Annotated in this window: 9 protein-coding genes; 6 read left to right on the plus strand and 3 right to left on the minus strand. The window is 74.4% G+C overall.

Going from position 1 to position 14,130, the window contains the following annotated elements; all coding sequences use genetic code 11:
- The first annotated feature begins 52 nt into the window (after window positions 1-52).
- The 6 genes from ACLZOT_RS17775 (at window position 53) to ACLZOT_RS17800 (ending at window position 11,326) form a co-directional block, all read left to right on the plus strand.
- Window positions 53-1,198 carry an ROK family glucokinase gene (locus ACLZOT_RS17775; RefSeq protein WP_355863000.1) on the plus strand — a complete coding sequence of 382 codons (1,146 nt, stop codon included), beginning with the start codon at window positions 53-55 and terminating at the stop codon, window positions 1,196-1,198.
- Window positions 1,195-1,788, plus strand: a complete 594-nt coding sequence (locus ACLZOT_RS17780) for a sugar kinase (protein ID WP_416969915.1) — start codon at window positions 1,195-1,197, stop codon at window positions 1,786-1,788. Before ACLZOT_RS17775 ends, ACLZOT_RS17780 begins: the two co-directional genes overlap by 4 nt.
- 108 nt (window positions 1,789-1,896) lie before the next feature.
- Window positions 1,897-4,686 (plus strand): SNF2-related protein, encoded by a 2,790-nt coding sequence (locus ACLZOT_RS17785; RefSeq protein ID WP_416969916.1) that lies wholly within the window; start codon window positions 1,897-1,899, stop codon window positions 4,684-4,686.
- A gap of 842 nt (window positions 4,687-5,528) precedes the next feature.
- Window positions 5,529-7,382 (plus strand): SWIM zinc finger family protein, encoded by a 1,854-nt coding sequence (locus tag ACLZOT_RS17790; protein WP_416970065.1) that lies wholly within the window; start codon window positions 5,529-5,531, stop codon window positions 7,380-7,382.
- Between the two features lie 174 nt (window positions 7,383-7,556).
- Entirely contained in the window at window positions 7,557-9,062 is a 1,506-nt protein-coding gene (locus tag ACLZOT_RS17795; protein ID WP_416969917.1) for an argininosuccinate lyase, read from the plus strand.
- Window positions 9,059-11,326: a pyridoxal-phosphate dependent enzyme gene (locus ACLZOT_RS17800; RefSeq protein WP_416969918.1), complete on the plus strand. Its 2,268-nt coding sequence runs from the start codon at window positions 9,059-9,061 to the stop codon at window positions 11,324-11,326. Before ACLZOT_RS17795 ends, ACLZOT_RS17800 begins: the two co-directional genes overlap by 4 nt.
- Window positions 11,327-11,423: 97 nt before the next feature.
- Here the strand turns inward: ACLZOT_RS17800 and ACLZOT_RS17805 are convergent, their stop codons facing one another.
- Genes ACLZOT_RS17805 through leuD form a run of 3 tightly spaced genes read right to left on the minus strand, consistent with a single transcriptional unit; the run spans window position 11,424 to window position 14,098 of the window.
- Entirely contained in the window at window positions 11,424-12,449 is a 1,026-nt protein-coding gene (locus tag ACLZOT_RS17805; protein ID WP_416969919.1) for a MupA/Atu3671 family FMN-dependent luciferase-like monooxygenase, read from the minus strand.
- 24 nt (window positions 12,450-12,473) lie between these two features.
- Complete coding sequence (locus ACLZOT_RS17810; protein WP_416969920.1) at window positions 12,474-13,502, minus strand: isocitrate/isopropylmalate dehydrogenase family protein; 1,029 nt, start codon at window positions 13,500-13,502, stop codon at window positions 12,474-12,476.
- The gene (gene leuD, locus ACLZOT_RS17815) at window positions 13,499-14,098 is read right to left on the minus strand and encodes a 3-isopropylmalate dehydratase small subunit (protein WP_416969921.1); all 600 of its coding nucleotides are present in this window, start codon (window positions 14,096-14,098) and stop codon (window positions 13,499-13,501) included. The genes ACLZOT_RS17810 and leuD overlap by 4 nt, the downstream gene beginning before the upstream one ends.
- Window positions 14,099-14,130: the final 32 nt, after the last annotated feature.

A 14,130-nucleotide genomic window follows, 5' to 3' on the forward strand; every position in this document is an offset into this window, starting at 1 on the left:
ACCCCCCGCCCCGCTCGGCGTCCCAACGCGCCGTGCGGCAGAATCAAGCCCGATGAGCACCTACGGCACCTTCACCGCCCCCATCGGCTCCCGCCGAGCCCCGGTCCTGCGCACCGTCGGCACCCGCGAGCGCCGCTCACACCTGACGGCGCCGCGCGTCCCGACGGTCGGCATCGACATCGGCGGCACCAAGGTCATGGCGGGCGTGGTCGACGCCGACGGCAACATCCTGGAGAAGCTCCGCACGGAGACCCCGGACAAGTCGAAGAGCCCGAAGGTCGTCGAGGACACGATCGTCGAACTGGTCCTGGACCTCTCGGACCGCCACGACGTCCACGCCGTCGGCATCGGCGCGGCCGGCTGGGTCGACGCCGACCGCAACCGCGTCCTGTTCGCCCCGCACCTGTCGTGGCGCAACGAGCCCCTGCGCGACCGCCTCTCGGGCCGCCTCTCGGTCCCGGTGCTGGTGGACAACGACGCCAACACGGCCGCCTGGGCGGAGTGGCGGTTCGGCGCGGGCCGCGGCGAGGACCACCTCGTGATGATCACGCTGGGCACCGGCATCGGCGGCGCGATCCTGGAGGACGGCCAGGTCAAGCGCGGCAAGTACGGCGTCGCCGGCGAGTTCGGGCACATGCAGGTCGTCCCCGGCGGCCACCGCTGCCCCTGCGGCAACCGCGGCTGCTGGGAGCAGTACAGCTCCGGCAACGCGCTCGTGCGCGAGGCGAAGGAGCTGGCGGCGGCGGACTCGCCGGTCGCGTACGGGATCATCGAGCACGTCAAGGGCCAGATCGACGACATCACCGGCCCGATGATCACGGAACTGGCGCGCGACGGCGACGCGATGTGCGTCGAACTGCTCCAGGACATCGGCCAGTGGCTCGGCGTCGGCATCGCCAACCTGGCCGCCGCCCTCGACCCGTCCTGCTTCGTGATCGGCGGCGGCGTCTCGGCCGCCGACGACCTGCTCATCGCGCCCGCGCGGGACGCGTTCAAGCGCCAGCTGACCGGCCGCGGCTACCGCCCCGAGGCGCGCATCGTGCGCGCGCAGCTCGGCCCCGAGGCCGGCATGGTGGGCGCCGCCGACCTGGCCCGCCTGGTGGCCCGCCGCTTCCGGCGTGCCAAGCGGCGCCGGGTGGAGCGCTACGAGCGCTACGAGCGGTTCGCCGAGACGCGCCGTACGCAGGACACGGCGTGACCGCGGCGCTGCCCCGGCAGGCGGCGCCCCCGGACGAACCCTCGCGCCCCCCGGAGGCGCGCGGGCACGTGATCCGGCGCAGGGCGCTCACCCTGCTGATCATCGTGCTGCTGATCGGGGTCCCGGCCGGCTACCTGGTGATCTCCGCCGCGCAGAGCCGGGACAGCGGCAAGGACAAGGAGGCGAAGTACTCGGCGACCGGCCTCAGCAAGGGCTGGCCGTCGAAGGTGCAGCGCCGCCTGTACGAGGTGCCGGTGCCGCACCCCTCGGTCAACGTCGCCTACTACGAGACCAACAACTGGCGCACCAGCCGCCTGTACGTCCAGTTCCAGACGACGAACGCCGGACTCGACGAGTTCCTCGCCGACCTCGGACTCACCCGCGCCGACCTCGTCAAGGGCGAGATCGCCGTCAACGAGCGCGACCAGGGCATCACCGGCTGGGACTTCACCGGCCCCGGCGCCCGCCCCGGCGACAACCTCGGCCTGGTCAAGGAGCAGAAGAACCCCAAGCCGACCCTGGACATCGTCGTGAACACCTGGAACGCCGGCAACCCGTTCGTGTACGTGGTCTCCCGCACCAGCCCCTGAGCCCCCCTGGCCGGCCGCCCCCGCCGGTCGCCGGGACCGATTGTCAGACCCCGCCCGTAGAGTCGAAGACGACCGGATCCCCGACACGGGCGGAGGTGGACGAAACGCATGGACGAGCAGGTGATGGAGGTACCCGCGCGGCTCGCGGCCGTCTTCCTGCCCGCGCCGCTGCCCCGCGCCGGCCGTATCGCCTTCTGGGACCCGGCGGACGGCCCGCTGCCCGCGGGTGACGTCACGGACTTGACGGTCGTACGGCCGCACGGCGCCTCGGCCGCCCGCCGCCGGCAGACCCCGGCGCTGACGCTGCCCCTGGAGCGCGCCCTGCCCGTCCTGGTGCGCGCCCGCCGCGACCCCGCCGCCCACCCCGCCACCGCCTGCTGGGGCGCCGCCGCCCTGCACGCCCTGCGGCTCGTCGCGCGCGGGAGGCTCCTGCCCGGCCTGACCCCCGCCGGGGACGACGCCTGGCGCGCGGGCCCCCTCGACCCCGAGGACCTCGCACACCTGCGCGCGATTGCCGCCGCCCTCCCGTACGAGGGCCACGCGGTACCGCTCCCCGGACCCGGCCCCCTGCGCCTGCCCGACCCCGAACCGCTGGTGCGCGCCTTCCTGGACGCCGTCGCCGACACCCTCCCGCGCACCCCCGCCGCCCCCCACACCGTCGGCCGCCCCTTCGCCGACCAGCGCCCCCAGCGCCTCCCCGGCGCCCGCGACTGGGCCGCCGAGGTCGCCGCCGGGCGGGACGCGGGCGTACGGATCTCACTGCGCCTCGACCTCTCCGCGGCCGCCCTGTTCGACGACAGCGAGGACGCCGCCCGCGCCGGAGCCGCCATCGTCCAGGTCCACAGCCTCGCCGACCCGACCCTCGTGACCGACGCGGCGGCCCTGTGGTCCGGCGCCGCCGAGGACGCGTTCGGCCCCCGCGCACGCGTCGACGCCGCCCTCGCCGTACGGCGGGCCGCGCGCGTCTGGCCCCCGCTGGCCCGCCTCACCGAGCGGGACGCGCCGGACGCGCTCGCCCTCACCGAGGAGGAGGTGACCGACCTGCTCGGCCGCGCGGCGACCCGGCTCGCGCAGGCCGGAGTCGCCGTCCACTGGCCCCGCGACCTCGCCCAGGACCTCACCGCCACCGCCGTCGTCCGCTCCGCCCCCGGCTCGGCCACGGACGGCACGGGCTTCTTCGAGAGCGAGGAACTCCTCACGTTCCACTGGCAGTTGGCGCTCGCCGGCGATCCCCTCACCGAAGCCGAGATGGACGCCCTGGCCGAGGCCCACCGCCCCGTCGTCCGGCTGCGCGACCAGTGGGTCGTCGTCGACCCGGAGCTGGTCCGCAAGGCCCGCAAACGCGAACTCGGCCTCCTCGACCCCGTCGACGCCCTGTCCGTCGCCCTCACCGGCACCGCCGACATCGACGGCGAGAGCGTCGAGGCCGTCCCCGTCGGCGCGCTGGCCGCCCTCCGCGACCGCCTCACCGCCGGCGTACAGCCTGCCGAACCGCCCGCCGCGCTGAACGCCACCCTGCGCGACTACCAGCTCAGGGGCCTCGCCTGGCTGGACCTGATGACCTCCCTGGGCCTCGGCGGCTGCCTCGCCGACGACATGGGCCTCGGCAAGACCGTCACCCTCATCGCCCTCCACCTCAAGCGCGCCCGCCCCGAACCCACCCTCGTCGTCTGCCCCGCCTCCCTCCTCGGCAACTGGCAGCGCGAGATCGGCAAGTTCGCCCCCGGCACGCCCGTCCGCCGCTTCCACGGGCCCGACCGCAGCCTCGACGGCCTCACCGGCGGCTTCGTCCTCACCACCTACGGCACCCTGCGCTCCGCCGCGACCGCCCTCGCCGACCGGCCCTGGGGCATGGTCGTCGCCGACGAGGCGCAGCACGTGAAGAACCCCCACTCCGCGACCGCCAAAGCCCTGCGGACCATCCCCGCGCCCGCGCGCGTGGCGCTCACCGGCACCCCCGTCGAGAACAACCTCTCCGAACTGTGGGCGCTCCTCGACTGGACGACCCCCGGACTCCTCGGCCCCCTCAAGGCGTTCCGCTCCCGGCACGCGCGCGCCGTCGAGAACGGCGAGGACGCGGAGGCCGTCGAGCGCCTCGCCCGCCTCGTGCGGCCCTTCCTGCTGCGGCGCCGCAAGTCCGATCCCGGGATCGTCCCCGAACTCCCGCCCAAGACCGAGACCGACCACCCCGTGCCGCTCAGCCGTGAACAGGCCGCGCTGTACGAGGCCGTCGTCCGCGAGTCGATGCTCGCCATCGAGATGTCCGACGGCATGGCCCGGCGGGGCCTCGTCCTCAAGCTCCTCGGGGCGCTCAAGCAGATCTGCGACCACCCCGCGCTCTACCTCAAGGAAGACCCCGGCGCCCCCGGGCGCTCCGGGAAACTCGCCCTCCTCGACGAGCTGCTCGACACGGTCCTCGCCGAGGACGGCTCCGCCATCGTCTTCACGCAGTACGTCGGGATGGCCCGCCTCGTCACCGCGCACCTCGCCGCCCGCGCGGTGCCCGTCGAACTGCTGCACGGCGGTACGCCCGTCGTCGAGCGCGAGCGCATGGTCGACCGGTTCCAGGAGGGCGCCACGCCTGTCCTCGTCCTCTCCCTCAAGGCCGCCGGGACCGGGCTCAACCTCACGCGCGCGGGGCATGTCATCCACGTCGACCGGTGGTGGAACCCCGCGGTCGAGGAACAGGCCACCGACCGTGCGTACCGCATCGGGCAGACCCAGCCCGTCCAGGTCCACCGGCTCATCACCGAAGGCACCGTCGAGGACCGGATCGCCGAGATGCTGGAGAGCAAGCGGGCCCTCGCGGACTCCATCCTCGGGACGGGGGAGGCGGCCCTCACGGAACTCACGGACCGCGAGCTGTCCGACCTCGTGTCGCTGCGGAGGGAGGGCTGATGGAGGAGCGGACGAGCCCGGCGGAGACGGCCCGGCGCGCGCTGCGGGAGGCGCGGGGGGTTCGCGTCGAGGACGGGGAGACGGACGGGAGCGCGGAGGTGTTGAGCGTGGGGGCGGTTGTGGCGGGTTGGACGGGGGGTGGAGAGGAGGGTTCTGCGCGGGCTGACGCTGAGGGTTCGGCGCGGGGCGCCGGAGACGCTTCGGTGAGGGGAGGCGCGGAGAGTCCGCAGCGGGGTGCTGTGGCGGGTTCGGACCAGGAAGGTGGCGAGGAGGCCCAGGCGGGCGCGGGCATGGGCGTGGACGCCGGGTCGAGGGCGGCGGCGCCCGGCGTCGGCGAGGGGCTGCGGGGGGTCTCAGGAGGCGGTGAGCGGGGGGCCCGGCCCGGGGACGCGGCTCGGGCGGCGTTGCGTGAGGCGTTGGCGGCGCGGAGGGGGGCTGCCGGGGGAGAGGGCGGTGCCGGTGAGGGGGCCGCTGCCGGTGTGCGGGGTTCCGTGGGAGAGGCTGCCTCGGGGGAGGGGCGGCGCTTGGCCGGTGCGGGCGAAGCTGCGGGAGAGGCGTCGGCCGGTGCGCGCGAGGGTTCGGCGACCCCTGACACCGGCTCCGCCGGCCCGGCTGCGGATCCTGCTGCCGTCCCCCGGCCCGCCGCTGCCGCGCGGGAGGCGCTGCGGGCCGCGCGGGCGCGGATGCGGGAGGAGAGCGAGGCGGCGGATCAGGGGCGACGGAAACCGGTGAGGGGTGGTGCGGGGCCGGATACAGAGGCGCGAGGCGGGGCCGTGTCCGGGAACTCCGTTACGGGTGAGCGGGCGCGGGATCTGAAGAGCTGGCTGGACGGGGCTTTCCGGATGCCCTCGGGAGACGAAGGGGACGAGGGGGAGCCGGACAGCGGGGAACTGGAGCGTCGGGTGGACGAGGAGGGGAGCCTGCCCGCGGAGGGGCTGCCCACCGCTGACGAGACCGGCGTGACAGCACTGCCGTGGGCGGGCCCACTCGCGTCGGACGTTGCCGGGGAGCCGAGTTCGGCATCGGTTCCACGCGCGGGGGCGTCGCACCGGGCGAGCTCTGGGAGGACGGCCGCAGACCGGGACCCGGTCGCAGCGGACGGCGGCCCGGTGCAGGCGCGCGAGTTGCCTGAGGGCGGCGACCCGGCTTCGACGCGCGACTTGCCCACGACTGACGGTTCGGCCTCGGCGCCGGACTCGCCCAGGGCCGGTGGCTCGGCGGCGGCGCTGGATTCGCCCAGGGCCGGTGGCTCGGCGGCGGCGCAGGATTCGCCCCGGGCTTCGGCCGGCCTCACAGCCCCGGACTCCGACCGGCCTCGGCTCTCAGCCGCACAGCAGCCCTCCGCCTGTCCGGAGGGGCCCTCGGCCGCCCCGCACGCCTCCCCCCAGCCCCCCTCCGAACCCCGCGCCCCCCAACCCCCGTACATCCCCCGCACCATGGCCTCCCCCTCCCGGGACGGGGACCTTCGGCGTACCTTTCCCGCGCTTCCCACGCAGGACGGTCCCTTCGCGCGGACCTGGTGGGGGGAGGCGTGGATCGGCGCGCTGGAGGGTGGGGCGTTGGACGGGGGGCGGTTGCTGCGGGGGCGGGGGTATGCGCAGGAGGGGCGGGTCGACGCGATCACGGTGACGCCGGGGTCGGTGCTGGCGTATGTGCAGGGGGGCCGGGCGCGGCCGTACCGGGTGCAGGTCAGGTTGCGGACGTGGGCGGAGGACGACTGGGAGCGGTTCGTGGGGGCGGCGGTGGAGCGGCCGGGCCAGATCGCCGCGCTGCTCGACAGGGAGGTCCCGCCGGCGCTGGCGGCGGAGTGCGGGGTGCCGTTGCTGCCGGTGGCGGGGGAGCTGGAGCCGCAGTGCAGCTGTCCGGACCGGGGGCATCCCTGCAAGCACGCGGCGGCGCTCTGCTATCAGACCGCGCGCCTGCTGGACGCCGACCCGTTCGTGCTGCTCCTGCTGCGCGGCCGGGGTGAACGCGACCTGCTGGACACGCTGGCCCGCCGCAGCGCCGCGCACGCGGCCCGCGCCGCGCGGGACGGGGAGGCCGAGGACCTGCCGGGCGTACGCGCCGCCGAGGCGATCGTGCGGCGCGGTCAACTCCCGCCCCCGCCCGCACCGTTGCCCGTGCCGCCGCACCCGGAGCAGCCCCCGGCGTACCCGTCCGTCCCCGGCGGGCCGGACGCCTTCGCGCTGGACCAGCTCGCCACCGACGCCGCCGCCCGCGCGCACGCGCTGCTCGCGACCGGGGAGGATCCGGTCGGCGGATTCACCCTGTGGCAGGACGCCGTACGGCTGGCCGCCGCCCGCCCCGGTTCCGGTCTCACCGCCGCGACCCGCGCCCTGTACTCCTCCCTCGCCACCGCCACCGGCCGCACCTCCGGCGATCTCGCCCGCGCGGTCGCCGCCTGGCGCCAGGGCGGTCTTGACGGCCTCGCGGTCCTGGAGGACCCCTGGGACCCGCCCGCGGGCCGCTTCGACCGGGCCCGCCCCCTCCTCCTGTCCACGGGCCGCCCCGCCTTCCGCCCCTGGCGCAACCACCTCACCCACCCGGCCGGCCACATCCAACTCCGTTACGGCCAGGACGGCTTGTGGTACGCGTACGAATCGGAACCGGGCGACGAGGACTGGTGGCCCCGGGGCACACCCGCGTACGACCCGATCGACGCGCTGACGACCGTGGACCCGCGAGAGGAACGGTGAACGGGCCGCCGGGCGACACGGAAAAAGGTCGATAACGCACCAAAGGGATTATCACGGGCACCGCCGACCACCCCTCCGAAAGGGGTGAGCGAATCACGTTGACACCCGCGTCGGCCCCGCGCGATCTTTCCCGCGCCGGGAGAACACACGCCGACCAGCGGAAGCGGAGCCAACGTGACGGACACCACCGGTCCAGTGCCGCTCAGCGGCCGGGTCGAGGGCAGCCCCAGCGCCCTGTGGCACGAGGAGGTGCTCGGCCCGCACTTCCAGTACGAGGTCACCCACCTGCTGCCCTGGTACATCGTGATCGAGAAGGTGCTGGCCGCCGAGTACGCGAGGCTGGGCGTGGTCACCGACGCCGAGGCCCGGGAGCTGGGGGAGGCGCTGGGCGGCGCGGACGCGGAGGCGCTCGTGGCCGACCCGTCGGCCAACATGTCGGACATCACGTTCGCGTTGGAGCGGTACGTCGAGCGGCGGTTGAGCCACCCGATCCCCGCCTGGCACGTGGACCGCAGCCGCAACGACCTCCAGGCCACAGCCCAGTTGATGTTCGGACGACACGAACTGACCGGCATCGCAAGGGCGTTGACGGACTTCGGTACGGCCGTGCACCGGCTGGCCGGATCGACCCGCGAACTGCCGATGCCGGGGCACACGCACTTCCAGGCGGCGCAGATCATCAGCCCCGGGTACTACCTCGCGGCCGTCTCCGAACAGGTCCTGCACACGCTGCGCCGCCTGCTGTCGACGTACGACGGCCTGGACGCCTGCCCGCTCGGCTCGGGCGCGATGGCCGGCCAGGAACTGCCCTGGGACCGCGACCGGATGGCCAGGCTGCTGGGATTCCGGAGGGCCCAGCCGGTCGCGCTGACCGGCGTCGCCTCACGCGGCTGGGTCACCGAGGTGACCGCCGACATGAGCACCCTCGGCATCGCGCTGAGCCGCTTCGCCACCGACCTGCTGACCTGGGGGAGCGGCGAGTTCGGCTTCATCGACCTGCCGGACGAGCTGTGCGGGATCTCCTCGGCGATGCCGCAGAAGAAGAACTTCCCGGTACTGGAACGCATCCGGGGCCGTACGGCGCACCTGTCGACGTACCACCTCGACGCGGTGCTCGGCCAGCGCAACACCCCGTACACCAACCTCGTCGAGGTCGGGAAGGAGGCCGGGGCGAACCTCGCGGCCGCCTACGCCACCCTGCGCAGTGTGCTGCGGCTGTTCACGGAGGTCGTCGGCCGGCTGACCTTCCACGCCGACCGGATGCGGGCCGCCTGCGAGCGCGAGTACCTCGGCGGCTTCGCCCTCGCCAACGCGCTGACCCTCCGCGAGGGCGTGCCGTGGCGGCGCGCGCAGGTGGTGGCCGGCGCGTACGTCGTCGCGGCGGTGGAGGCAGGCCTGTCCCCGGACCGGCCCGACGCGGAGCTGCTGCGGAAGGTCGCCGGGGAGCGCGGCTTCACCCTCGCCGACCCCGCCACGGCCCTGGACGCAGTCCGGGACGTCGACGCGGGCCTGCGGCGCCCGGCGTCCGCCGGCTCCGCCCACCCGGACGCCACCGCCGCCGTCCTGCGCGACCAAGTGGACGAGTACGAGCGGCTGCGCACGGAATGGGGACTGCGCACGGCCCGGGTCGCCGACGGCCTGACGGAGACGGACAGCCTGCTGACAGGGGGGACAACGTGATCTACGGCAGCATGCACGAGGCCATCGGGCGGACACCGCTCGTCCGGCTGCGGCTGGACGCGCCGAGCGGCGTCGAGGTGTACGCCAAGCTGGAACTGGCCAACCCGTTCGCCATGAAGGACCGGGTGGCCCGCCACATCATCCTCGGCGCCCGGCGCCGGGGGGTGCTGCGCCCCGGAGCCCCGATCGTGGAGAGCTCCTCCGGCACCATGGCGCTCGGCATCGCCCTGGTCGGCAGGGCGCTGGGCCACGAGGTGCACATCGTCACGGACCCCCGGATCGACACGGTCACCCGGGCCAAACTCCGCTCGCTGGGCTGCGAGTTGCACGTGGTGGCCGAGATGACGGCACAGGGCTGGCAGGGCGCCCGGCTGGAACGGCTCGACGCGCTCATGCGCGACCTGCCCGGAGCGTTCTGGCCGCAGCAGTACAGCAACCCGGACAACCCCGGCGCCTACCGGGAACTGGCCGACGAACTCCGCGGCGACCTGGGCCGGATCGACACCCTGGTGGGCGCCGTCGGCTCCGGCGGCTCGCTGTGCGGATCGGCGCGCGCGCTGCGCCGTACGCAGCCCGATCTGTGGGCGGTCGGGGTGGACTGTGTGGGCAGCGCCCTGTTCGACCAGCCCGACGAGCCGAAGCGGCTGCAGAGCGGTCTCGGCAACAGCCTGCTGCCGAAGAACCTCGACCGGCGGGTCATCGACGAGGTGCACTGGCTCAACGACCGGGAGGCGTTCGAGGCGGCCGTCGCCCTCGCGGGGGAGCAGCAGATCTTCGCGGGGAACACCTCCGGGTCCGTCTACCGCGTCCTCGGCGACGTCGCCGCGCGGGCCCGGCCCGGCAGCCGCGTCGTGGGGATCTTCCCCGACCGCGGCGACCGTTACGCGGACACCGTGCACGACCCCGACCACTGGGCCGCGCACCGGCTCGACGCGCTGGAATCGGCCCTGGCACCGGAGGCGGTCGACTACGGCACGCCCGTCCGGTCCTGGTCGCGGGCCGTCGTCAAGGGCCGGGTCGACACGGACCGGCACCTGCTGTTCGTCGAGTCCAACACCACCGGGACCGGCATGATGGCCCTGCGGTCGTCGGCCGCGCTCGACCTGCGGCCGGTACTGCTGACCGGCGACCCGGACCGCTACGCCGGACTCGACGGGACCGGGGCCGAGATCCTGCGCTGCGACACCAACGACCCGGCCGCACTCCGCCTGGCCGTCCAGGAGCGCTTCGCCCGCGAGGAGATCGCCGGGGTCACCACCACCAGCGACTTCTACGTCCCGGCCGTGGCCGGCCTCGCGGAGTGGCTGGGGCTGCCCGGCAACCCGGAGCGGGCCGTGGCGCTGTGCCGCAACAAGGCGCTGCTGCGCGCCGCGCTCGCCGAGGCCGGCGTACGGCAGCCGCGCTTCTCTGCCGTGACCCGCCCGGACCAGGTGGCGGACGCCGTCGCCGCAGTGGGCCTGCCCTGCGTGGTCAAGCCCGCCGACGACTCGGGCTCCAACAACGTCCTGCTCTGCCGCACCCCGCAAGAGGCCGCCGCGCAGGCCGAGTTGATCCTCGGCATCCACACGAACATGCGCGGTATGCCGACCGCGCGGACCGTGCTGGTCGAGGAGTTCGTGGACGCGCCCGAGTTCAGCGTGGAGATGTTCAGCCGGGACGGGGGCGCCGTATGCGTCGGCGTCACCGCCAAACGGGTCGGCGGCGCACCGTACTTCGTCGAGAACCGGCACATCTTCCCGGCGGGGCTGCCGCAGGGGGACCGGGACGCGCTCGTCGGCGCCGTGACGGCGGCGCTGACCGCCTGCGGGGTCGAACTCGGCCCCACGCACACCGAGGTCAGGCTGACCGCCGACGGCCCGGTGCTCATCGAGATCAACCCCCGGCTGGCCGGCGGCATGATCCCGGAGCTGATCCGCCTGGCCACCGGGGTGGACCTGCTGGAGCAGCAGTTGCGGGCGGCCGTGGGCCTGACCCCCGCCCTCACGCCCACCCGCGAGGGGCACGCGGGCATCCAGTTCCTGATCCCCGGCCGGGAGGGCGTCCTGACGCGGGTCGACGGCGTACCGGAGGCCACCGCCGTCCCCGGGGTCGACCGGGTACGGATCACCGGACGACCCGGCGCCCGGGTACGCCCGGCCCGCAACGCCTACGACCGACTGGGCCACGTGATCGCGACCGCGCCGACGCCCGCCGAGGTGGACGACGTCCTGGACACGGCCGTCGCGGCCGTACGGCTGGAGATGGCGGACGAACCGGCGACGTGAGTGACCGATGAAGGCTCCCGTCGGACCACAGCCCCTGTGAGGAGGGGCGGTCCGACGGGAGCCTTTGTCGAGCTCGCGGCGAGGCGGCCAGCCGTGTTCAGGCCCAGGCGCGGCGCAGTTCGGCCAGGTGTTCCAGGCCGGTCAGCACCGTGTCCGTGTCGTCGATGAAGTCGATCAGGCAGGCGACCTCGTCGACGCCGGCGTCCCGGACGGCGCGCAGCAGTTCCGTGTTGTCCTCGACGGTGCCGAACATGCCGCCCGTGTCGAAGTACCGCTCGAAGCCGAGGGAGACCAGGAAGTCGATGTCCTCGGGGGTGAGGTCGTCGGGGTCGAGGTCGGGCATGATGTCGCCGGCGGCCTTGAGGAGCAGGCCGAGGGAGTTGCGGAGGTAGGCGCTGAAGGGGGCGCGCACGATCTCGCGGACCTCGTCCCGGTCGGTGCCGAGGAAGGTGTGGAGCATCAGCACCACGTGGCCGGGGTTGCCCTCGGGCAGCGCCGCGCGGTAGACGGCGATTTTTTCCGCGAGTTCGTCGACGGACTGTCCGAGCAGGTGGGTGAGCAGCCCGACGCCCATCTCACCGGCCTCGCGGAACGTGTCGGGGTTGCCCGCGGCCGTCAGCCAGACCGGCAGTTCGGCCCGGACGGGCGCCGGGTAGGTGCGCAGTTCGCGTTTGTCGCCGTCCCCGTCGGTCACGGCGAGGGTGCCGCCGCGCCACAGTTCCCGGACGTCGGCGATGGTCCGCGCGAGGACGTTCTTGCGGTCGGCGTAGTTGTGGGGGGCCAGCGCGAAGTCCGCGGCGTGCCAGCCGGACGCGAAGGAGAGGCCGACGCGCCCGCCGGACAGGTTGTCGACGACGGACCACTCCTCGGCGATCCGCAGCGGATGGTGCAGCGGCGCGACCACGCTGCCCGAGCGGATCTGGACCCGCTCGGTCACGGCCGCGACGGCGGCGCCGGTGACGGCCGGGTTGGGGTAGGCGCCGCCGAAGGGGTGGAAGTGCCGCTCGGGCGTCCACACCGAGGTGAAGCCATGGGTGTCGGCGAAGCGGGCTCCTTCGAGCAGCAGGCGGTAGCCGTCCGTGCCGGCCGAGTCGTTGGCGAAGTAGAACAGGCCGAAGTCCACCGGGTTCCTCTGATCTGTGGGTGGTCAGGACAGCTCGCCGAGGACGGCGGTGCCCGTCTGCGAGGTGCTGAGCGAGCCGCCGAGGTCCGGGGTGCACAGGCGTTTCGCGATGGTCCGGCCGACCGCGTCCCGGACCGCCGTGGCCTGCGGGCCGCGCCCGGCGCAGTCCAGGAGCAGGGCGGCGCTGAGGATGGCCGCGAGCGGGTTCGCCGTACCGGATCCGGCGAGGTCGGGGGCCGACCCGTGGACCGGTTCGCACAGGGCGAAGCCGGTCTCGGGGTTGAGGTTCGCCGAGGCCGCCGTCCCCATGCCGCCCGCCAGTTCGGCGGTCAGGTCGCTCAGGATGTCGCCGTGCGCGTTGTTGGCGACGATCACGTCGAAGGCCGTCGGGTCGGAGACGAGGTGCATCACGGCCGCGTCGACGTAGAGGTGCCGTACGGCCGGGCCGGGCCGGCGGGCCGCCACCTCGCGGAAGCAGCGCTGCCACAGCGTTCCGTTGTTCGGTACGGCGTTGGCCTTGTCGACCAGGCACACCGACGTGGTGGCGCGGGCGAACGCGAACTCCAGCGCCCTGGTGACCCCGCGGTACGTGCTCACCTCGGTGTCGATCGCCGTCTCGTGGGCGGTGCCGGAGCGCAGCCGCCCGCCGACGCCGACGTACAGGCCCTCGGTGTTCTCGCGGACCACCGTGCAGTCGATCGCCCGGCGCTCGGGGTCGCGCAGCGGGCTCAGCCGGTCGTGCAGCAGCTTCGCCGGGCGGTGGTTGACGTACAGGTCGAGGTCGAAGCGCAGGCGCAGCAGGACGTCGCGCGCGTACGCGGGGTCGGTGACGCGGGGGTCGCCGACGGCTCCCAGGAGCGCGCCGTCGGCCTCGGCGACCCGGGCGAAGTCCTCGTCGGACAGGGCGGGGCCGCCGGCCAGGAAGGTGTCGGCGTTGACGTGGTCGAGGACGTCGGTTTCCAGGTCGGGGGCGACCTCCGCCAGCACGCGCAGGGCCTCGGCGGTGACCTCGGGCCCGATGCCGTCGCCGGGCAGGACCGCCACGCGCTTCACGCCGCGCTCCCGGAGGGCCTCGGCAGCCAGCGGGGCCTGGTTTGCTCGTACCGGGCGATGGCGTCCTGGGAGCGGAGGGTGACGTCGATGTCGTCCAGGCCATCGAGGAGGAGCCTGCGGGCGCGGGCCGCCACCTCGAACGGCCACTGGTGCTGGCCGTCGACGACCCGCTGGGCCCGCAGGTCGACGGTGAGGGCGAAGGCGGGCGACGCCTGCGCGCGGTCCAGCATCCCGTCGACGGCCTCCTGGGGGAGCCGTACGGCGAGCAGGCCGTTGCGCAGCGCGTTGCGCAGGAAGATGTCGCCGAAGCTGGGGGCGAGCACGGCCCGGAAGCCCCAGTCGCGCAGCGCCCACACCGCGTGCTCGCGGGAGGAGCCGGTGCCGAAGTTGGGGCCGGCCAGCAGGATGCTCGCGCCGGCCCGCGCGGGTTCGTTCAGCACGAACGCGGGGTCCTGGCGCCAGCGGTGGAAGAGGGCGTCCTCGAAACCCGTCTTCGTGAGCCGGCGGCAGTGCCGGGCCGGGATGATCTGGTCGGTGTCCACGTCGCTGCGGCGCAGCGGCACACACGTGCCGGTGTGCTCGGTGAGCGCGTCCATGGTTCGGTTCCTCGTTCCTTGTGCCTGTCGTG

The sequence above is a fragment of the Streptomyces sp. 4F14 genome (genome assembly GCF_048159485.1).
Classification (GTDB): Bacteria; Actinomycetota; Actinomycetes; order Streptomycetales; family Streptomycetaceae; genus Streptomyces.